2 protein-coding genes are annotated in these 467 nt (G+C 40.3%); both read left to right on the top strand.

What is annotated here, in order from left to right:
* Window positions 1-229 (top strand): hypothetical protein (locus AB4493_RS22165; RefSeq protein WP_372155830.1); only part of this gene is annotated, 229 nt, incomplete at its 5' end.
* On the top strand, window positions 189-467 hold a 279-nt coding region (locus AB4493_RS22160), incomplete at its 3' end, for a putative quinol monooxygenase (protein ID WP_372155829.1). The genes AB4493_RS22165 and AB4493_RS22160, both read left to right, overlap by 41 nt.

Raw genomic sequence — 467 nt, 5'->3', positions numbered from 1 at the left:
ATTTAGGCAACAACGCCTATCCCTTTATATCGCACCACATGAAATATTAAAAGATTATTATCAAATTTTAATTGGTAATTATTCAAATGATGGGCTGTTTTTCATTGGCAATGTTCGCACTATTATACCTCCATACCAACAACGCAGTGCGCTAAGCACGGCACTAACTCAGAACGAAGGAAACTCCTATGACTACATTAACGATTGTTGCAAACATCAAAGCCAATGACGACAAAATTGAACTTGTGAAAGCTGAGCTACTAAAACTTATCGAGATAACTCGTGCTGAAGAAGGTTGCATCAACTATGACCTTCATCAAGACAACGACAACCCAGCGCATTTTACTTTTTATGAAAACTGGGTATCACGTGAACTTTGGCAAGCTCATATGGGCAACCAGCACCTTGCTGACTACATGACAGCAACCGAAGGCTCTGTCGCAAGTTTCACTGTCAACGAAATGACC

This window comes from Vibrio sp. 10N.222.55.A1, from assembly GCF_041473835.1.
In the GTDB taxonomy this organism is placed as follows: Bacteria; Pseudomonadota; Gammaproteobacteria; order Enterobacterales; family Vibrionaceae; genus Vibrio; species Vibrio crassostreae_C.
Note: the sequence above shows the minus strand (reverse complement) of the source record. Positions and strands in the feature narration are given on the sequence as shown.